Origin of the sequence: Mesorhizobium sp. M1403 (genome assembly GCF_040317695.1) — a bacterium.
In the GTDB taxonomy this organism is placed as follows: domain Bacteria; phylum Pseudomonadota; class Alphaproteobacteria; order Rhizobiales; family Rhizobiaceae; genus Mesorhizobium.
On the sequence record NZ_JAMYKY010000001.1, the window covers coordinates 501492 to 520853 of the forward strand.

The 19362-nt window shown below is 62.3% G+C and carries 17 protein-coding genes; 13 read left to right on the top strand and 4 right to left on the bottom strand.

The window, feature by feature from the left end; translation table 11 throughout:
• The first annotated feature begins 58 nt into the window (after window positions 1-58).
• Both NKH01_RS02560 and glmU read left to right on the top strand, forming a co-directional pair.
• Complete coding sequence (locus NKH01_RS02560; protein ID WP_352482204.1) at window positions 59-1006, top strand: AraC family transcriptional regulator; 948 nt, start codon at window positions 59-61, stop codon at window positions 1004-1006.
• A 130-nt stretch (window positions 1007-1136) separates the two neighbouring features.
• Complete coding sequence (gene glmU / locus NKH01_RS02565; protein WP_353018808.1) at window positions 1137-2498, top strand: bifunctional UDP-N-acetylglucosamine diphosphorylase/glucosamine-1-phosphate N-acetyltransferase GlmU; 1362 nt, start codon at window positions 1137-1139, stop codon at window positions 2496-2498.
• 1 nt (window position 2499) lies between these two features.
• Here the strand turns inward: glmU and NKH01_RS02570 are convergent, their stop codons facing one another.
• Window positions 2500-2853, bottom strand: coding sequence for a hypothetical protein (locus NKH01_RS02570; protein WP_031194321.1), 354 nt, complete (start codon window positions 2851-2853; stop codon window positions 2500-2502).
• Window positions 2854-3079: 226 nt separating this feature from the next.
• On the opposite strand from NKH01_RS02570, the gene glmS reads away from it, so the two are divergent.
• Together glmS and NKH01_RS02580 are read left to right on the top strand one after the other, a co-directional pair.
• Window positions 3080-4903: a glutamine--fructose-6-phosphate transaminase (isomerizing) gene (gene glmS / locus NKH01_RS02575; RefSeq protein WP_023720095.1), complete on the top strand. Its 1824-nt coding sequence runs from the start codon at window positions 3080-3082 to the stop codon at window positions 4901-4903.
• A gap of 80 nt (window positions 4904-4983) precedes the next feature.
• Window positions 4984-5736, top strand: a complete 753-nt coding sequence (locus tag NKH01_RS02580) for a DUF502 domain-containing protein (protein WP_353018810.1) — start codon at window positions 4984-4986, stop codon at window positions 5734-5736.
• Here the strand turns inward: NKH01_RS02580 and recG are convergent.
• Complete coding sequence (recG, locus tag NKH01_RS02585; RefSeq protein ID WP_353018812.1) at window positions 5688-7796, bottom strand: ATP-dependent DNA helicase RecG; 2109 nt, start codon at window positions 7794-7796, stop codon at window positions 5688-5690. The genes NKH01_RS02580 and recG overlap by 49 nt on opposite strands.
• Before the next feature lie 91 nt (window positions 7797-7887).
• On the opposite strand from recG, the gene NKH01_RS02590 reads away from it, so the two are divergent.
• The 6 genes from NKH01_RS02590 to NKH01_RS02615 all read left to right on the top strand — a co-directional run bounded on the left by NKH01_RS02590 (window position 7888) and on the right by NKH01_RS02615 (window position 14873).
• Window positions 7888-8175 (top strand): succinate dehydrogenase assembly factor 2, encoded by a 288-nt coding sequence (locus NKH01_RS02590; protein ID WP_023720093.1) that lies wholly within the window; start codon window positions 7888-7890, stop codon window positions 8173-8175.
• 13 nt (window positions 8176-8188) lie between these two features.
• Window positions 8189-11689: a transcription-repair coupling factor gene (gene mfd, locus NKH01_RS02595; RefSeq protein WP_352855387.1), complete on the top strand. Its 3501-nt coding sequence runs from the start codon at window positions 8189-8191 to the stop codon at window positions 11687-11689.
• A gap of 179 nt (window positions 11690-11868) precedes the next feature.
• The gene (locus tag NKH01_RS02600) at window positions 11869-13242 is read left to right on the top strand and encodes a class II 3-deoxy-7-phosphoheptulonate synthase (protein WP_353018815.1); all 1374 of its coding nucleotides are present in this window, start codon (window positions 11869-11871) and stop codon (window positions 13240-13242) included.
• Between the two features lie 147 nt (window positions 13243-13389).
• Window positions 13390-13809, top strand: a complete 420-nt coding sequence (locus tag NKH01_RS02605) for a GFA family protein (protein ID WP_353018817.1) — start codon at window positions 13390-13392, stop codon at window positions 13807-13809.
• A gap of 77 nt (window positions 13810-13886) precedes the next feature.
• Window positions 13887-14246, top strand: coding sequence for a diacylglycerol kinase (locus NKH01_RS02610; RefSeq protein WP_023720089.1), 360 nt, complete (start codon window positions 13887-13889; stop codon window positions 14244-14246).
• A 105-nt stretch (window positions 14247-14351) separates the two neighbouring features.
• On the top strand, window positions 14352-14873 hold the full coding sequence (locus NKH01_RS02615; RefSeq protein WP_353018819.1) for a hemerythrin domain-containing protein: 522 nt from the start codon (window positions 14352-14354) through the stop codon (window positions 14871-14873).
• A gap of 3 nt (window positions 14874-14876) precedes the next feature.
• Here the strand turns inward: NKH01_RS02615 and NKH01_RS02620 are convergent, their stop codons facing one another.
• Complete coding sequence (locus tag NKH01_RS02620; RefSeq protein ID WP_353018821.1) at window positions 14877-15464, bottom strand: DedA family protein; 588 nt, start codon at window positions 15462-15464, stop codon at window positions 14877-14879.
• Window positions 15461-16024 (bottom strand): DUF1003 domain-containing protein, encoded by a 564-nt coding sequence (locus NKH01_RS02625; RefSeq protein WP_353018823.1) that lies wholly within the window; start codon window positions 16022-16024, stop codon window positions 15461-15463. Before NKH01_RS02625 ends, NKH01_RS02620 begins: the two co-directional genes overlap by 4 nt.
• Window positions 16025-16108: 84 nt before the next feature.
• On the opposite strand from NKH01_RS02625, the gene NKH01_RS02630 reads away from it, so the two are divergent.
• The 3 genes from NKH01_RS02630 (at window position 16109) to NKH01_RS02640 (ending at window position 19010) form a co-directional block, all read left to right on the top strand.
• Window positions 16109-16822, top strand: a complete 714-nt coding sequence (locus NKH01_RS02630) for a DNA-3-methyladenine glycosylase I (RefSeq protein ID WP_023720085.1) — start codon at window positions 16109-16111, stop codon at window positions 16820-16822.
• A 65-nt stretch (window positions 16823-16887) separates the two neighbouring features.
• Window positions 16888-18570 carry an NAD+ synthase gene (locus NKH01_RS02635; RefSeq protein WP_353018825.1) on the top strand — a complete coding sequence of 561 codons (1683 nt, stop codon included), beginning with the start codon at window positions 16888-16890 and terminating at the stop codon, window positions 18568-18570.
• A gap of 26 nt (window positions 18571-18596) precedes the next feature.
• A complete protein-coding gene (locus NKH01_RS02640; RefSeq protein ID WP_352482216.1) occupies window positions 18597-19010 on the top strand; it encodes a GNAT family N-acetyltransferase in 414 nt (137 codons plus the stop codon).
• The last annotated feature ends 352 nt before the right edge of the window (window positions 19011-19362 follow it).

A 19362-nucleotide genomic window follows, 5' to 3' on the forward strand; every position in this document is an offset into this window, starting at 1 on the left:
GAAAATACGATCTATGCGGTAAAGTCCGTATTATCTTCGCAATCGTCCGGAATGACCCATGGATCCCCTTTCAGATGTGCTCTCGCTGCTGAAGCCGCGAAACTATATGTCGGCCGGCTTCGATGCAGGTGGTGAATGGTCGATCCAGTTCCCCGACCAGCAGCAAAGCATCAAGACGGGAGCGGTGGTCTCGGGCCGGTGCTGGCTGTCGGTGGAGGGCGTTGCCGACGCAGTGCACCTTGAGACGGGGGACTGTTTCCTGCTGCCGAGCGGACGGCCTTTCCGCCTTGCAAGCGACATGGGCCTGGCGCCTGTTGAAGCCGTCAAGATTTTTCCGCCAGCGCGAGCCGGCGGTGTCGTGACCCACAATGGCGGCGGTGATTTCTTTTTGGTCAGCAGCCGCTTCGCGCTTGGCGGCAATCATGCCGGCATCCTGTTGCGGATGCTGCCAGCCATTGTGCATATCCGCAAAGAGTCGGACCAGTCTGCGCTGCGCTGGTCGGTGGAGCGGATGATGCAGGAGCTGCGCGAGCCACAACCGGGCGGCTTTCTGGTGATCCGGCACCTCGCCCACATGATGCTGGTTCAGGCGCTGCGGCTGCATCTTTCGGAAGGATTGAAAGGTGGCATCGGCTGGCTCTTTGCCCTGGCGGACAAACAGATGGGCGCGGCGATCAGCGCCATGCACGACGATCCGGCGCATGGCTGGACGTTACAGGAGCTGGCGGAACGGGCCGGCATGTCGCGATCGACCTTTGCGCTTAGATTCAAGGAGACGGTCGGCGCATCGCCCATGGACTATTTGACGCGCTGGCGAATGCTGCTGGCCGGCGACCGGCTGACGAATTCCAGCGATCCCGTCGCCGTCATCGCGCTGTCGCTCGGTTACGAATCCGAAAGCGCCTTCAGCACAGCCTTCAAGCGGGTCATGAACTGTTCGCCACGGCAATACGGTCGTGGCCGAGCCCCCGGCTTCGCATCACGCAACGAGGCGGAAGCCGCCTGAGCCGATCGGCTTGAGCGTCTCGCGGGTTGGAGGTTCCACCGTCTCACCGGAATTTAACCGCATTGGTGCAGCATGGCGCCGGTGCTACTAACGCTTCGATTCCAGACTCCTTTCAACGGTTGCTGTCCCCATGAGCCAGAGATCCTGCCTGTCCATCATCCTCGCTGCCGGTGAAGGCACGCGCATGAAGAGTGCGGTGCCGAAAGTGCTGCACACAATCGCCGGCCTGCCGATGGTTGCCCACGTCGTCAAGGCGGCTGAAGCCGCCGGCAGCGGTGATCTGGCGCTGGTGATCGGCCGTGGCGCCGACGAGATGCGCAAGGCGGCACTCAAGTTCGCGCCGAAGGTCGAGACTTTTGTTCAGGAAAAGCGCCTCGGCACCGCGCACGCCGTGCTTGCCGCGCGGGCAGCGATATCAAGGGGTTATGATGACATCCTGGTGATGTTTGGCGACACGCCGTTAATCGATCCGGAAGCACTGGCGGCGGCGCGGCTGAAGCTGGCCGAAGGTGCGGCTGTCGTCGTGGTCGGCTTCCGTACGGAAAATCCTTCGGGCTACGGCCGGCTTATCGAAAAGGCCGGCAAGCTCGTCGCCATCCGCGAGGAGAAGGACTGTTCGGACGAGGAGAAGAAAATCACCTTCTGCAATGGCGGGCTGATGGCGGTCGCCGGCAGGCATGCGCTGAAGCTGCTCGATCAAGTCGGCAGCAAGAACGCCAAGGGCGAGTATTATCTCACCGACATCGTCGAGATCGCCGCTGCGCAAGGACTTGATGTCGTCGCCATCGAAGCCAGTTTCGAAAATGCCCTCGGCATCAACAACCGCGCCGAGCTTGCCCAGGCGGAAGGCATCTGGCAGGCGCGCCGGCGGCATGAAGCGATGCTTTCCGGCGTGACGCTGATTGCGCCAGAAACCGTGTTCTTCTCGCACGACACCGATATCGGCGCCGATACGATCATCGAGCCCAATGTCTGGTTCGGGCCGGGCGTGAAAATCGCCACGGGCGCCAAGATCCATGCCTTCAGCCATATCGAAGGCGCAACCATCGCGTCGAATTGCGATGTCGGGCCGTTCGCGCGGCTGCGGCCCGGGGCCGATCTGAGAAACAAAGCCAAGGTCGGCAATTTCTGCGAGGTAAAGCAAGCGATCGTCGAGGAGGGCGCCAAGGTCAACCACCTGACCTATATCGGCGATGCCCGCATCGGCGCAGGCGCCAATATCGGCGCCGGCACCATCACCTGCAATTATGACGGTTATTCGAAATTCTTCACCGATATCGGCGAGGGCGCCTTCATCGGCTCGAATTCCTCGCTGGTGGCGCCGGTGTCGATCGGCAAGGGCGGCTACATCGCCTCGGGCAGCGTCATCACCGAAAGCGTGCCCGACGATGCACTGGCCTTCGGCCGTGCCCGCCAGCGGACTCTGCCCGGCAAGGGCAAGGAGTTGCGCGAACGGTTCGCTTCGGCCGCGGCTGCCCACAAAAAAGGATAGCCTAACGGAACTCAGCGACAAGCTGGATTTCCCCAACGATTGCATCGTTGAAGGCGGACAGGTCTTCGGCCGGGATCCAGTATTCCAGATGCGCCCGGCTGCCGGCATGCTGGACGCTGTAACGGTCCAGAAAGCTGCGGCGCACCTCGAAACGGGTCACGAAACCTGATCCGCTCGCGGGCACATTCCAGTCTCGGGCGATCTGGGTGGCATAGGCCTCGCTCGTTACCGGATAGAAGATCGGCTGATCGGCAAGTCGAGGAGGAAAGGCGCGCATCCCTGAACTCTGGATCAACTCCAGTTCGCGTGGCCCAACCGGACGCCAAAGTGTCACCGTGTCAATTCGTTCGTTCATGGCCGCATCATGTCTTTGACTGATTTCAGGAGCCTTTGAGGCGAGATAGGATATATGAGCGGAGAAACTGAGCAATTGCAGTAACCGGATTGCAAGAGCGCTCTGTGATGGTGCATCTGTGCAGGATAGTCCGGCTGATACCGGACGAAATGGAATGTGATTTTTCGCGGTCGCCAGGCAGTCTCTAAATAGTGCCGGGTTTGAAGTCAGAGTCGGGGGAAGCGCCATGTGCGGTATCGTTGGAATAGTCGGTAACTCGCCGGTCGCGCCGCTTATCGTCGATGCGCTGAAAAGGCTCGAATATCGCGGCTATGATTCGGCCGGCGTCGCGACCATCGATCATGGCCATCTCGCCCGTCGCCGTGCCGAAGGCAAGCTGATCAATCTCGAGCGCCGGCTGAAGGACGAACCGCTCGGTGGCACGATCGGCATCGGCCACACGCGCTGGGCAACGCATGGCGTGCCGAACGAGACCAATGCGCATCCGCATTTTTCCGACGGGCTCGCCATCGTCCATAACGGCATTATCGAGAATTTCGCCGAATTGCGCGATGAGTTGATCCGCGACGGCTATACGTTTTCCTCGCAGACCGACACCGAGGTCGTCGCCCATCTGGTGGCGCGCGAACTGGCCAGGGGCCTGAAGCCGGTCGAGGCCGCGCATCAGGCGCTGAAGCGGCTGGAAGGCGCCTTTGCGCTGGCCATCATGTTTAAGGGCGACGAGGATCTGATCGTCGGCGCCCGCAATGGCCCGCCGCTGGCCGTCGGACATGGCGATGGCGAGATGTTCCTGGGCTCCGACGCCATCGCGCTTGCCCCGTTCACCAACTCGATCACCTATCTGGAAGACGGCGACTGGGCGGTAGTGCGCCGCAACGACGTTGCCATCTTCGACATGGACGGCAACAAGGTCGACCGCAAACGCCAGCAGTCGCTCAGCACGAGCTTCATGGTCGACAAGGGCAACCGGCGCCATTTCATGGAAAAGGAAATCCACGAACAGCCGGAAGTGATCTCGCACACGCTGGCACATTATGTGGATTTCGTCGGTGGCGTCTCGAAGCCGCTCGACCTGCCATTCGATTTCGCCAAGATCGACCGGCTGGCGATTTCGGCCTGTGGCACCGCTTATCTCGCCGGGTTGATCAGCAAATACTGGTTCGAGCGCTATGCGCGGCTGCCGGTCGACATCGATGTCGCCTCGGAGTTCCGCTACCGCGAGATGCCGCTGTCGAAGACCGATGCCGCCTTCTTTATCTCGCAATCGGGCGAGACGGCGGACACACTGGCGTCGCTGCGCTACTGCCGCAAGGCCGGCATGAAGATCGGTGTTGTGGTCAATGTGCGCGAATCGACCATGGCGCGCGAATCCGACGTCATCCTGCCGACACTGGCCGGCCCGGAGATCGGCGTCGCCTCGACCAAGGCGTTCACCTGCCAGCTCTCCGTGCTGGCTTCGCTGGCGGTGCGAGCTGGTATGGCGCGTGGGACCATTTCGCCCGAGCAGGAGAAGACACTCGTGCGCGCGCTATCCGAAGCGCCGCGTTACGCCAACCAGGTGCTGAAGCTCGATGGGCAGATCGAAAAGATCGCTCGCGACCTCTCGCACTACAAGAATGTCCTTTACCTCGGCCGCGACACCAATTTTCCGCTGGCCATGGAAGGCGCGCTGAAGCTCAAGGAAATTTCCTATATCCACGCCGAAGGCTATGCCGCCGGCGAGCTGAAGCACGGGCCGATCGCACTGATCGATGAGAACATGCCTGTCATCGTCATCGCCCCGCACGACCGCATCTTCGAAAAGACGGTGTCGAACATGCAAGAGGTGGCGGCGCGCGGCGGCAAGATCATCCTGATCACCGACAGCAAGGGCGCTGCACACGCTACGGTGAAGACGATGGAGACGATCGTTTTGCCGGACGTGCCGGAAATCATCTCGCCGATCATCTACGCGCTGCCGATCCAGATGCTCGCCTATTTCACCGCCGTGTTCATGGGCACGGACGTCGACCAGCCTCGCAACCTGGCGAAATCGGTAACGGTGGAATAGGTCTCGTTTAAAAACTTCGCAATTCCAAAGCGCCTTCGGGTTCAGTAGTGTCGCGTTGCAAACACACGCTGCGGTGAACCATGTCGGATGCTCTCAAGACCTCAGGCATGACCCGGCTGAGAAACTATTTCCTGACCGGCTTCGTCGTTTGCGCGCCATTGGCGATCACCGCCTACATTGCCTGGTCGCTTATCGGCTGGGTCGATTCCTGGGTGAAACCCTACATCCCGGTACGCTACAATCCGGACACCTACCTGCCGTTTCCAGTGCCGGGTTTTGGGCTGATCGTTGCCCTGATCCTGATCACCTTTATCGGTTTCCTGACAGCCAATATCGTCGGTCGCGCCATCGTCAACTTCGGCGAGCGCCTGCTTGGCCGCATGCCGCTGGTGCGCGGCATCTACGGTTCGCTGAAGCAGATTTTCGAGACCGTGCTGTCGAACAAGGGCGACATGTTCCGCCAGGTCGGGTTGGTCGAATATCCGCGCAAGGGGGTCTGGTCGCTGGTCTTCGTCGCCAGCGAGAAGGAAACCGAGATCAACCAGAAGCTCGACCAGCAAGGCGATCCGCTGATTGCGGTGTTCATGCCGTGTACGCCTAACCCGACTACGGGCTTTCTGATGTATGTACCGAAATCCGACATCGTGCTGCTCGACATGACGATCGAGGACGGAGCCAAGCTGATCGTGTCGGCCGGCCTGGTGGCGCCAGCCGTCAAAATGGTGACGGTGAACGGCGAACAGATCCACGGCACGCTCGCCAATCCGCCACTCGACGCGATGCCTCAGCCGGCGCGCAGGAGCCGCACGGCCTCGTCGCGGCCGAACAGATAGAGCAGCAGGCGCAGCGCCGTGCCGCGTTCAGACTGCAGTTCCGGATCACGCGACAGGATCAGCCGCGCATCGTCGCGGGCGGCCTCGAGCAGGTCGGCATGCGCCTCGATACGCGCCACCTGGAAGCCCGGCGTGCCGGATTGGCGGGTGCCGAGCAACTCGCCTTCGCCGCGCAGCTTCAGATCCTCTTCGGCGATGCGGAAGCCGTCCTCGGTCTCGCGCATCACCGACAGCCGGCGTTTGGCCATCTCGCCAAGCGGATCCTTGTAGAGCAGCACGCAGGACGACGGCTTGTCGCCGCGCCCGACCCGGCCGCGCAATTGGTGCAGCTGGGCAAGGCCAAAACGCTCGGCATGCTCGATGACCATGATTGTCGCGTCAGGCACATCGACGCCGACCTCGATCACCGTGGTGGCGACCAGGATGCGCGTATCACCCTGCTTGAAGGCACGCATCGCCTCGTCCTTGTCGGCGCCCTTCATGCGGCCATGCACCAGGCCGATCCGATCACCGAACAGCGGCTTCAGCGAGGCAAAACGGTCCTCGGCCGACATCAGCTTGATCTCCTCGGACTCCTCGACCAGCGGACAGATCCAGTAGATTTTCTGGCCATCGGCGACAGCGTCGAGCATGCGGCCGATCAGTTCGTCGAGCCGTTCAAGCGGCAAGGTGACGGTGCGGATCGGCTGGCGGCCGACCGGCTTTTCCGTCAGCTTCGACACGTCCATGTCGCCGAAGGCAGTCAGCACCAGCGTCCGGGGTATCGGCGTTGCCGTCATCACCAGCATGTCGGGCGCATCGCCCTTGGCGGTGATTGCAAGGCGCTGGTGGACGCCGAAACGGTGCTGCTCGTCGACGACGGCGAACACGAGGTCATGGAACGTCACCGTTTGCTGGAACAGCGCGTGGGTGCCGACGACGATGTCGATGTCGCCATTGGCCAGCCCGGTCAGCGTGTCGGCGCGCTCGCGGCCCTTTTCGCGGCCGGTGAGGATGGCGACGCGCAAGCCGGACCGTTCCGCCAACGGCGCAATCGTTGCGAGATGCTGGCGCGCCAGGATTTCGGTCGGCGCCATCAATGCCGCCTGGCCGCCTGCCTCGACGGCACGCGCCATGGCAAGCAGCGCGACCACCGTCTTGCCGGAGCCGACGTCGCCCTGCAAAAGGCGCAGCATGCGTTCGGGGTCGCCAAGATCGGCGTTGATTTCGGCAAGCGCCATTTCCTGCGACATGGTCAGCGAATAGGGGAGTGCCGCGCGCAGTTGTTCGACTATGCGGCCGTCGCCGACGAGTGGCCGGCCCGATAATCGGCGGACCTTGGCCCGGACCAGCGCCAGCGATACCTGGCCGGCCAAGAACTCATCATAGGCAAGGCGCTGCCACGCTGCGCCGTCGACTGAGACGTCGATCGGGTCGGCAGGATTGTGGACGCGGGTGAGCGCATCGCCGAAAGCAGGAAAGGCGTGGCGGCGGCGGAACTCGCCGTCCTGCCATTCGGGCAGCACCGGCAGGCGGGCCAGCGCTTGGCCAATCGCCCGGCGCAGCACCTTGCCCGAGAGCCCGGCGGTCAGCGGATAGACCGGCTCGACCAATGGGAGGTTTTCTGCGTCGCCGGCAAGTGCGATATGGTCGGGATGAACCATGGTCGGGCGGCCGTTGAACCATTCCATGCGGCCCGAGACGACGACATGCTCGCCTACGGGCATCGCTTTTTCGAGATAGGCGGCATGGGCATGGAAGAAGGTCAGCGCGATCTCGCCAGTCTCGTCATGGGCGTAGACCCGGTAGGGTACCGATCTGTTGCCGCGCGGCGGCGGCTGGTGGCGGTCGATGCGCACATCGAGCGTGACGATTGCGCCCTCGGCCGAACCGGCGATGCCCGGCCGGTTGCGGCGATCGATGACAGTATGCGGCAGCACGAACAAGAGGTCGCCGGCGCGCGCTGCCCGGTCGCCGAGATCCGCCGCCACGACTTTCTCGATCAATGCGCCAACCTTCGACCCGACGCCGGCAAGCGAGGTGATCGGGACAAACAGCGGATCGAGGAGGGAGGGACGCATGATGTCAGCTTATGTTGCGCCGGCCGTAGCGCAAGGCTGACACCGCCTTCTATCCACGCTATATGCGCCGCCTGGGCAAGGATGTTGCACGATGACCGGAACGACTCGATCAAGCGAGGGGCTCGATACCCGCCGCCGCAAGCTTCTGTTTCGTTCGTGGCACCGCGGCATGCGCGAGATGGACCTGATACTCGGCAGCTTCGCCGATGCCGAGATCGGCGCCTTGACCGGCGACGAAATCGACCAATATGAGAGGCTTCTCGACATTCCCGACACCGAATTCCTGCCTATCGTCACCGGCGAGCGCCCGGTTCCGACGGATATAGATTGTGCCGTCCTGCAAAAAATCCTGGCTTCGCGCCGGGACATGACCTTCTGAACAACGTGTAGCCATGAGCCTTATCCCTACGATCGGTCTGCCGAAAGGCCGCGCCGGCCAGTTCATTGTCGATGGCGTCGCCGACGGCTACGAAGCCTTTGCGCTGGTGCAGGCTGCGCACGAGATCGCCCCTGACAAGCCGGTGCTTTTCGTGGCACGCGACGGCCAGCGTCTGCCGGCGATCGTCGAGGCGCTTGCCTTTGCCGCGCCGGGCCTGCCGGTGCTGGAACTGCCGGCCTGGGATTGCCTGCCTTACGACCGCGTCTCGCCCGGCGCCGATGCCGCCGCAAGGCGGCTCGATGCGCTGGCAGCAATGATTGCGCTGGCGAAGAGGCCGCACCGCGCCGTCATTCTCACCACCGCGAATGCGTTGCTTCAGCGCATTCCGCCGGCGGAACTCGTCGAGGCGCAGACCTTTCACGCCAAGCCCGGTAACCAGATCGACATGAACGTACTGGTGTCGCGGCTGGAGACTTCCGGCTTCGAGCGGGTACCGACGGTGCGCGGCATCGGCGAATTTGCAGTGCGGGGCGGCATCCTCGATCTCTTCGCGCCCGGATGGGCGGAGGCGCTGCGCCTCGATTTCTTCGGCGATACGCTGGAATCGATCCGCGTCTTCGACACCGCAACACAGAGAACCACCGGCCAGCGCAAGTCGATGGCGTTGCAGGCGATGAGCGAGGTGGCGCTGACGCCGGAAACCATCAGCCGCTTCCGCCGTGCCTATATCGAAGCCTTTGGCGCACCCTCGCGCGACGATGGGCTCTATGCGGCGGTCAGCGAGGGCAGGCGGTTTGCCGGCATGGAGCACTGGCTGCCGTTCTTCTATGAGCGGCTGGAAACCGTCTTCGACTATCTACCCGACGCGCCTGTGGTTTTCGACCATCTGGCGCATGAGGCACTGGCCGAGCGCCACACTCTGATCCTCGACCACTACGAAGCGCGCAAGAAGCAGGCCGACGGCGCCTTGAAGGACGCGGTGCCCTACAAGCCGGTGCCGCCGGATCTGCTCTATCTGTCGCCAGAGAACCTGATTGCCTCGCTTGGCCCGCGCGAAGCAATAGACTTCACGTCGTTCGATGCGCCCGATGCCGGTGCGAAAAAGGTGTTCCATGCCGGCTCGCGCCACGGCCGCAGCTTCGTCGAGGAACGCGCCGACCCTAGCGCCAACGTTTTCGACGTCGTCGTAAAACACATTTCCGACGAGCGCGCTGCACGCCGCCGCGTCATCGTCGCCGGCTGGACCGAGGGTTCGCTCGACCGGCTTGGTCAGATCCTGGCCGAGCATCATCTTGGCAATCTGAAGCCGGTGGCGACGCTTGCCGAAGCCGAAAGGCTTGAGCCGGGGCAGGCGGGACTGGCCGTGCTGCCGCTCGAATCCGGCTTCGAGACGGAGAAACTGGTCGTTGTCGCCGAGCAGGACATTCTCGGCGACCGGCTGATCCGACGCTCGAAGCGCAAGAAGCGCGCGTCCGACTTCATCGCCGAGGCTTCGGCGTTGTCCTCGGGCGATATTGTCGTCCATTCCGATCATGGCATTGGCCGTTTCATCGGGTTGCGTACCATCGAGGCGGTTGGTGCGCCTCACGATTGCCTCGAAATCCACTATGCCGGCGATGATCGGCTGTTCCTGCCTGTGGAAAACATCGAGCTGCTGTCGCGCTATGGCTCGGATTCGGCCGAGGCGACGCTCGACAAGCTTGGCGGCGGCGCCTGGCAATCGCGCAAGGCGCGGCTGAAGAAGCGCCTGCTCGACATGGCCGGGCAGCTGATCCGCATCGCCGCCGAGCGGCAGATGCGGGCCGCACCGGCGCTGGTGCCGGCGGAAGGCCTCTATGGCGAGTTTGCAGCGCGTTTTCCCTATGAGGAGACCGATGACCAGCAGACGGCGATCGATTCGGTCATGGATGATCTAGGCGCCGGAAAGCCGATGGACCGGCTGATCTGCGGCGATGTCGGCTTCGGCAAGACCGAAGTTGCACTTCGCGCCGCCTTCATCGCGGCGATGGAAGGCGTTCAGGTGGCGGTGGTGGTGCCGACGACATTGTTGTCGCGCCAGCATTTCAAGACCTTCTCGCAGCGCTTCTCGGGCCTGCCGATCCGTGTCGCCCAGGCCTCGCGGCTGGTCGGCGCCAAGGAACTGGCCGAGGCCAAGAAGGGCATCGCCGAAGGTCAGGTTGACATTGTCGTCGGCACGCACGCGCTGCTCGGCTCCTCGATCTCGTTCAAGAATCTCGGCCTGCTGATCATCGACGAGGAGCAGCATTTCGGCGTCAAGCACAAGGAACGGCTGAAAGACCTGAAGACCGACGTCCACGTCCTGACTTTGTCGGCGACGCCGATCCCGCGAACGTTGCAGCTTGCCTTGACCGGCGTGCGCGAGCTGTCGCTGATCGCTACGCCGCCGGTCGACCGCATGGCAGTGCGCACCTTCATCTCGCCCTTCGATCCGCTGGTCATCCGCGAAACGTTGCTGCGCGAGCGCTACCGTGGCGGCCATTCCTTCTATGTCGTGCCACGCATCAGCGATCTGGCGGAAATCCGTGATTTTCTGCGCGAATCCGTGCCTGAGCTGAAAGTGGCGGTGGCGCATGGCCAGATGCCGCCCGGTGAACTCGACGACATCATGAATGCTTTTTATGATGGTCAGTACGATGTGCTTTTGTCGACCACCATCGTCGAATCCGGCCTCGATATCCCGACCGCCAACACGCTGATCGTGCACCGCGCCGATATGTTCGGACTGTCGCAGCTCTATCAGCTGCGCGGCCGTGTCGGCCGTTCGAAGGTGCGCGCCTACGCGCTGTTCACGCTGCCCGCCAACCGCAAGCTCACTGACACCGCCGAGCGTCGGCTGAAAGTGCTGCAGTCGCTCGATACGCTGGGCGCCGGTTTCCAGCTGGCCAGCCACGACCTGGATATTCGCGGCGCCGGCAATCTGCTCGGCGAAGAGCAGTCGGGCCACATCAAGGAGGTTGGTTTTGAACTCTACCAGCAGATGCTGGAAGAGGCGGTGGCCGAAGTGAAGGATTCCGGCGAGGTGCAGGACGGCGGCTGGTCGCCGCAGATCGCCGTCGGCACAGCGGTGATGATCCCGGAAAGCTATGTCCCGGATCTGCAGCTCAGGCTGGCGCTCTATCGCCGTCTTGGCGATCTCGAAAATACGGAAGAGATCGATGCTTTCGGCGCCGAGCTGATCGACCGGTTCGGGACGCTGCCGGAAGAGGTAAAACATCTGTTGAAGATCGTCTTCATCAAGGCGCTTTGCCGCAAGGCCAACGTCGAGAAGCTCGACGCCGGGCCGAAAGGCGTCGTCATCCATTTCCGCAAGCGGGAATTCCCCAATCCGGTCGGGCTGGTCAAGCTCATCGGCGAACAGGGCTCGCTGGCCAAGATCCGGCCCGACCAGAGCGTCGTCTTCAGCCGCGACTGGCCGACCCCCGAAAAGCGGCTGGCAGGCTCGGCGGTTGTCATGACGCAGTTGGCACGGCTGGTGGAGAAGGCGGCGGCGTAGCAGGGTGTCGCTGGTGCTCTGGGCACAGCCGCACCGGCACTTTCACCGTGCCGTGCCCATTCGCCACGCGGCCAATTCCGGTCTAGAATAGGAAATCGGCTTCGTGTATGGAGCCGCGACCCCATATTGGGCGGATTGGCGGGCGATGGCGTCCGTGCGAAAGAGCGTTGGGTGCTTCGATGACGAAATGGTCGCCGAATTCGTGGAGAGCTAAGCCGATCCAGCAGGTTCCTGCCTATCCGGACCTTGTCGCGCTGAGGAACACGGAAGCCCAGCTCGCCACCTTTCCGCCGTTGGTTTTTGCAGGTGAGGCGCGCAAGCTGAAGAAGCAGCTTGCAGCCGTCGCTGCCGGGGACGCATTCCTTCTGCAGGGTGGCGATTGCGCCGAGAGCTTCGCCGAGCATGGCGCCGACAATATCCGCGACTTCTTCCGCGTCTTTTTGCAGATGTCGGTGGTACTGACCTTCGCCGGCGCGCAGCCGGTGGTGAAGGTCGGCCGTGTCGCCGGCCAGTTCGCCAAGCCGCGCTCGTCCGACAATGAGACCAAGGGCGGTGTGACGCTGCCCAGCTATCGCGGCGACATCATCAATGGCATCGAGTTCGATGCCAAGTCGCGCATTCCCGATCCTGCGCGGCAGGAGATGGCGTACCGCCAGTCGGCGGCGACGCTCAACCTGTTGCGCGCCTTCGCCCAGGGCGGCTACGCCAGCCTGGAGAACGTGCATCAATGGATGCTCGGCTTCGTGTCCGACAGCCCGCAGGGCGAGAAATACGAGTCGCTCGCCAACCGCATCACCGAGACGATGGACTTCATGAAGGCCGTCGGCATCACCTCGGAGACCAATTACGCGCTACGCGAGACCGATTTCTACACCAGCCATGAGGCGCTGCTGCTCGGTTATGAAGAGGCGCTGACTCGCGTCGATTCGACTTCGGGCGACTGGTACGCCACCTCCGGCCACATGATCTGGATCGGCGATCGCACGCGCCAACCCGACCATGCGCATGTCGAATATTGCCGCGGCATCAAGAACCCGCTCGGCCTGAAATGTGGCCCGTCGCTGACGCCGGACGGCCTGTTGCAGCTCATCGACCTGCTCAATCCGGAGAACGAGCCTGGCCGGCTGACGCTGATCGCCCGCTTCGGCTCCGACAAGGTCGCCGACCATCTGCCCAAGCTGGTGCGAGCGGTGCAGAAGGAAGGCCGCAGCGTGGTGTGGTCTTCTGATCCGATGCATGGCAACACCATCGAGGCCGCCGGCTACAAGACACGGCCGTTCGACCGCATTCTGAAGGAGGTGCAGACATTCTTCGAGGTGCATCGCGCCGAAGGCACGCATCCCGGCGGCATCCACATCGAGATGACAGGCAAGAACGTCACCGAATGCACCGGTGGTGCCCGCGCCATCACCGCCGAGGAACTGCAGGATCGCTACCACACCCATTGCGATCCGCGCCTCAACGCCGACCAGGCGATCGAGCTGGCCTTCCTGGTATCCGATCTGCTCAAGAAGAGCCATCCGGTCCAGCACAAGCAGGCCGTCAACGGCTGATGCGATCTGAACTTTGATGTATTGAAAAAGCGCCGGAAAAATCCGGCGCTTTTTGTATTCAATCCGGCGGGTGTCGCATTTGCTGGCGCGTAACGCGCGCAAAACTGGAATCCTGCCAAGCGATGGCAATTGCATTGGGAGGCCGAGATGGCTGACAGTCACAGCGGATCATGCTTGTGCGGGGCAGTGCGGTTGCAGACGCGAGGACCGCTACGCGGCGTTATCTACTGCCATTGCTCGCAATGCCGAAAGCAGAGCGGGCATTTTTATGCCGCGACCAATGTCGCCGATCGCGACATCACAATCGCCGGCGCAGAGAACGTCACCTGGTACAAGGCATCTTCGTTTGCCAGGCGCGGTTTCTGCAAGACATGCGGATCGCTGCTGTTCTGGAAACCGATGGAGGGTGGCTACGTTTCGGTCATGGCCGGCCTGTTCGACGCGCCAACCGGACTTCAAGGGGAATGTCATATCTTTGTCGGCGACAAGGGCGACTATTACGCGATCGACGACGGGCTGCCGCAGTTCGAGAAGTCGACGCCGTCGATCAAGGTGGCAGACGGCTGATTTTTTGAAGAGGCCGCCTTATTCCCTTGATCCAGCCATTGCGCTATCCCCTGCCGGTGATTCCGAAGGGTTCTGGCATGCAGCGGCTGATCGACGCTTTTTACAATTCGGTGCGGGCGTTTCGCAAACTGGCCGCCGGCGAGGAGGCCTTCCAGCTGGAACTGGTCCTGCTTGTGCTTGCGCTGCCGCTGGGCTGGTTCCTTTCGGAATCGTGGCGCGGCTATGCACTGCTGATCGGTGCGGTGCTGCTCATGATCATGATCGAAGTGCTGAACACCGGCATAGAGGCGGCATGCGACGCGTTCAGCCGCGAATTCAACATCGATATCCAGCTAGCCAAGGATTGCGGCTCGCTGGCGGTGCTGATTTCGGTGGTGATCGTCGCTGGCGTCTGGGGCGTCGCAGTCATCGAGCGCATCGTTGGGGTACCGATCTGAGGTTTCAGGCACCACATGCCGGTTAATCGAGGAGACCGATATGGCCGATACCGCCGGATTTCTGCTGCTTGAACGTGAGGCCTGCCGGACGATCTGCACTGGCTGGTGGAAAAATATCCGCGTGAGGACTGGCAGGCGCATGCCAACATCCACGGTATGGCCAATATGTGGCTGCAGCGGCACGACATGTTCCGCGACCTTGGCGGCATGCTCACCAACGGCATTGGCGATTATCGTGAGGGCAGGCTGAACGCGCCGGAATTCGCACGCTGGTTCGCGCCGCGCCTCAATCATTTCCTCGGCAATCTCGACGGCCACCACAATGTCGAGGACCATCACTATTTCCCGGTCTTCGCCAGGGCCGAGACTCGTCTGAAGCGCGGCTTCGAAATCCTGGATGCCGATCACCACACAATCCATGAGGGACTGGAGCGCAATGCCGAGGCGGCAAATGCCTTCATCGGCACGCTTCAGGAGAGCGAGGACAAACAGCGCTTCGCCGCCGATGCCTATGCCGACGAGAACAGCCGGCTGATCGCCATGTTGACCCGGCATCTTGCCGACGAGGAAGACCTGATCATTCCGCTGATCCTCGAGAAGGGCGACCGCGCGCTTGGCATTGATTGATGATCAGCTTCCCTTGCGAAGCTCCTTCTTGGCGAGGACGTGCGACGCCAGCCAGCCGAAGATGGCCACAACGAGACCGATGACCAGGGCGATCAGCAACCGCTCGTGGCGGGCCAGCGCCTGACCGACGATGCGCTCCGCGCCCAGCCCGAAGACATAACCGACAGTGCAGAACAGTGCCGCCCAGACTACCGACGAGATGGCGTTGAGGATGACGAAGCGCGCAGCCGCAATGCCCGACAGCCCGGCCGCGATACCACCGACCAGGCGCAGGCCATAGATGTAGCGATTCGACAGCACGAAAATGTTGGGATGAGAGGTGACAAGGCGGTAGGCGTGGCTGAAACCCGGCCGGGCTCGGAGTCTGATCACGAATTTATGGTCGGCGAAGCTCCGTCCCAGGATGAAAAAGAACGTGTCGCCACCGAAGGCGCCGAGCGCCGCCGCGAGGAAGGCCTGCCACGGGACGAAGACATGCTGATGCGCAAAGAAACCGCCAAGGATGGCGGCGCTTTCGCCCTCGGCGACGCAGCCCAGAAAAACCGCGACCAGCCCATATTGCTCAATGAGACGATGAATGGCTTCCGTCATGAAGACGTCCGCTGCTTCGACAGAATCTCGTCGATGCGCTTCACCTGCTCGGCCAGCCGGGCGATCTCGTCGCGCATGCCGATGATCTGGCTGTGGCGCAGTTCGTCGAGCTTTTCATGCAACGCCATGATCTCGATCTCGGCCTTGAGATTAACCTCATAGTCGTGGGCGGCGTCGATACGATCGCGCTCGGTCTGGCGGTTCTGCGCCATCATGATCACTGGCGCCTGCAGGGCAGCAACCATGGAAAGCACGAGATTGAGGAAGATGAAAGGATAGGGATCGAAGGCGGCGCGCGACAAGAGCCAGACATTGCCTGCCGTCCACAGGATCAGGAAGCCAATGAATGCCAGGATGAAGGACCACGAACCGCCGATCCGGGCGATGGTGTCAGCCAGGCGGTCGCCAAACGTCTGGTGAAAGGCGACGGCCTTGTTGGTGTCCTTGGAGATCGTGGTGCGCTCGAGCGTTGATTGCAGCACCCGGCTTTCGAGCGCGCTGAGGCCGTCCGGCTTTCGCTTCAGCCAGCGGTTTGCCAGGTCCTCGATCGTTTTGTTCATCGTCGCCTCCGTCGTCAGCGATAGAGGTAGAAGCTGCCGGTTCATACGGGAAGTGGTAGATTGACGCGATGGGGTCAGGAAACAATGGTGGATTTTCAGAAGATTCGCGCCCGTGCGGCGAAACGCAAAGGCGGTGAGGCAGCGCTGACGTCGCTGCTGGGCCCTACGCCCGACAATGCCGCGCTGGCAAAGATTGCGGATGACCGGATCCTGTCGACCATGGCCGAACGGGTCTTTGCCGCCGGCTTCGTCTGGCGCGTCATCGAGCAGAAATGGCCAGGTTTCGAGGAAGCATTTCTTGGCTTCGAGCCGAAGCGGCTGCTGTTCCAGCCTGACGATTTCTGGCACGATCTCACCGCCGACAAGCGCATCGTGCGCAATCCGCAGAAGATCAAGTCGGTACGCGACAACGCAGCCTTCGTCGAGCGCGTGTCGAAGGAGCATGGCAGCTTCGGCAAGTTCCTCGCCGACTGGCCGGCCGGCGATCAGGTCGGGCTGATGGCTTATCTCGGCAAGCACGGGAGCCGGCTCGGCGGCAATACCGGCCAGTATTTTCTGCGCTGGCTGGAGTGGGACGCCTTCATCGTCTCGGCCGACATGGCGGCAGCGCTGCGCGACGCCGGGCTCGACATCGCGCAGAGCCCGACATCGAAGAAGGACCTAGACAAGATCCAGGTGCAGATCAACGCCTGGGCGGCGGAGACCGAGCTGCCGCGCCGACACATTTCGCGCATTCTGGCAATGTCGATCGGCGAGAACCATCCGCCGGAGGCGCTACGCGAATATATGGGCGAATAGGACCGATTGTTTGGTCCAAACGAACGCCATTGCCCGACGAATTTTGCCGCGCTAAACCCACAGGCATGATCGACAAGACCGCTCCAGACATATTGCGCATCGCCGTCGCCCAGCTCAATCCGACGGTCGGCGACGTCGCCGGCAATCTTGCCAAGGCGCGCGAGGCGAGGGCGGATGCCGCCCGCCAGGGCGCCGATCTCGTGCTGTTCACCGAGCTTTTCCTGGCCGGCTATCCGCCTGAGGATCTGGTGCTGAAGCCCGCCTTCCTGAAGGCCTGCGAGCGGGCTGCCGAGGACTTCGCCGGCGATACCGCCGATGGCGGCCCGGGCGTCATCATCGGCACGCCGCTGAAGCGCAAGACCGGCACGCACAATTCGATCATCTTTGCCGATGGCGGCAAGATCCTTGCCGAACGCTACAAGCTCGACCTGCCGAATTACGGTGAGTTCGACGAGAAGCGCGTCTTCCAGGCCGGACCCGAGATCCAGGGGCCGGTCAATTTCCGCGGCGTGCGCGTGGGGATACCGATCTGCGAAGATATCTGGGGCGCGGTTGCCGTCTGCGAGACGCTGGCCGAAAGCGGCGCGGAAATCCTGCTGGTCCCGAACGGCTCGCCCTATTACCGCGGCAAGGTCGACGTCCGCCACCAGATCGTCATCCGCCAGGTCATCGAATGCGGACTGCCGATTATCTATGCCAACCAGCTTGGCGGCCAGGACGAGCTGATCTTCGACGGCGCGTCGTTTGCCATAGGCTCTGACAAGACGCTGGCCTTCCAGATGAGCCAGTTCGAGGAGACGGTCAACGTCACCACCTGGAAGCGAAAGAATGACGTCTGGGTCTGCTCTGACGGACCGATGTCGAAAATCCCGGAGAAGGAGGAGGCCGACTATCGCGCCTGCATGTTGGGCCTGCGCGACTACGTCAACAAGAACGGCTTCAAGAATGTCGTGCTCGGCCTTTCCGGCGGCATCGATTCGGCGATCTGCGCGGCACTTGCCGTCGATGCGCTCGGCGAGGAACGGCTGCGCGCCGTGATGATGCCTTACCGCTACACTTCGACGGACTCGCTCAAGGACGCCGAGGACTGCGCCCGCGCGCTCGGCTGCCGCTACGATATCGTGCCGATCTTCGAGCCGGTCGAGGGCTTCCTGCACACACTGACGCAGCTTTTCGAGGGCACCAAGGAAGGCATCACCGAGGAAAACCTGCAGAGCCGGGCCCGTGGCACCATCCTGATGGCGATTTCCAACAAGTTCGGCTCGATGGTGGTCACTACCGGCAACAAGAGCGAGATGTCGGTAGGCTACGCCACGCTCTATGGCGACATGAATGGCGGCTTCAACCCGATAAAGGACCTCTACAAGATGCAGGTCTATGCGTTGTCGCGCTGGCGCAACGCGCATGTGCCGCCGGGCGCGCTAGGCCCGTCCGGCGAGGTGATCCCGAACAATATCATCGACAAGGCACCCTCGGCGGAACTGCGCGAGAACCAGACCGACCAGGATTCGCTGCCGCCCTATCCAGTGCTCGACGACATATTGGAGTGTCTGGTCGAGAACGAGATGGGTGTCGACGAGATCGTTGCGCGCGGCCATGACCGGGCGACGGTGACGCGCGTCGAGCACCTGCTTTACGTCGCCGAATACAAGCGCCGGCAGGCAGCGCCCGGCGTGAAGATCACCAGGAAGAATTTTGGCCGCGACCGCCGCTATCCTATTACCAACCGGTTCAGGGATGGCGGGTAGGCGATTGGCTGCATAACGGTTTAGCCATGGCCAACTTTGAAATCAGCTTCGACCTGTCGCAGATCGACTTCCGGGCGACGTCCGACATTTTGAAGGAGAGCTATTGGGGCAGCGGCCGCAGCGATGAACTGCACCGCCGCGCCTTTGCCAACTCACTGTGCGTCGGCGCCTATGTCGGCGGCAATCAGGTCGGCTTTGGCCGGGCGATCACCGACCGCACGGTATTTGCCTATCTCGCCGACATCATTGTCTGGCCCGGGTATCGCGGGCAAGGCATCGGGACCCGGCTTGTCCAGGCGCTTATCGACCACCCGGATTGCAAGACTGTCACCCACTGGAGCCTGTCTACCAACGATGCCCACGCGGTCTACGAGAAGCTCGGCTTCAGGCCTTCCACCGACGGCCGCTATATGCGCCTCGACCGCGTCCCGGCAGCCTGAACAGAGGCAGCGCACAACCGACCGTTGTTGCAAAATCGTCTCACTGGTTGGACCAGATGCGCTTTCGACCATCTACTGACTTGGCGCGGCGTTGAGGCGTCTCTATAAACGCCTTTCCGCGATCCCCTTGGGGAGGACCGAAATGCCAGGATTTGACATCGTTATGCGAGGCCGCGAAGCCTAGGTCCCAATCGGTGAGCCCGAAGGTTCTTACCTTTGCGGCGAAGCCGAGCTGAGAACAGGCGTTCGTCGATGCCGGTCGCCGCCCGTATTCGGGCGAGCCGCCAAATGTGCCGAACCTCCGCTTTCCTTGGGTGCTAATTCGCCCGACGCGGTTTTTTCAATTTCGACC